1 protein-coding gene is annotated in these 396 nt (G+C 44.9%); it reads left to right on the forward strand.

The genetic code is table 11. From position 1 onward, the window contains the following. Positions 1-396, forward strand: a 396-nt coding sequence (locus CF394_RS11220; RefSeq protein WP_439332871.1) for a type I pantothenate kinase, incomplete at both ends; no start/stop codon positions are given.

The raw sequence follows: 396 nt of genomic DNA on the forward strand, positions 1-396 counted from the left end.
CTTAATTTACATACTTTATATACAAAACACAATCGTGAGTCTTGGTCTGGCTTTGGGGGACATTTGTCGATTGCTGTTTCTGAAGAAGAGGCAAAAGCCGTGGAAGGGCTGAATGATTATCTATCTGTTGAAGAAGTGGAAACGATTTATATTCCGCTTGTTCGCCTGCTTCATTTGCATGTTAAGTCTGCAGCCGAACGCAATAAGCATGTCAATGTTTTTTTAAAGCACCCTCATTCAGCCAAAATTCCGTTTATTATCGGCATCGCCGGCAGTGTGGCAGTCGGAAAAAGCACGACGGCGCGGATATTGCAGAAGCTGCTTTCGCGTGTGCCGGATCGCCCTAAAGTGAGCCTTATCACGACAGATGGTTTTTTATTTCCTACAGCCGAGCTG

It is taken from the genome of Tetzosporium hominis (assembly GCF_002265435.1).
GTDB classification, from domain to species: domain Bacteria; phylum Bacillota; class Bacilli; order Bacillales_A; family Planococcaceae; genus Chryseomicrobium; species Chryseomicrobium hominis.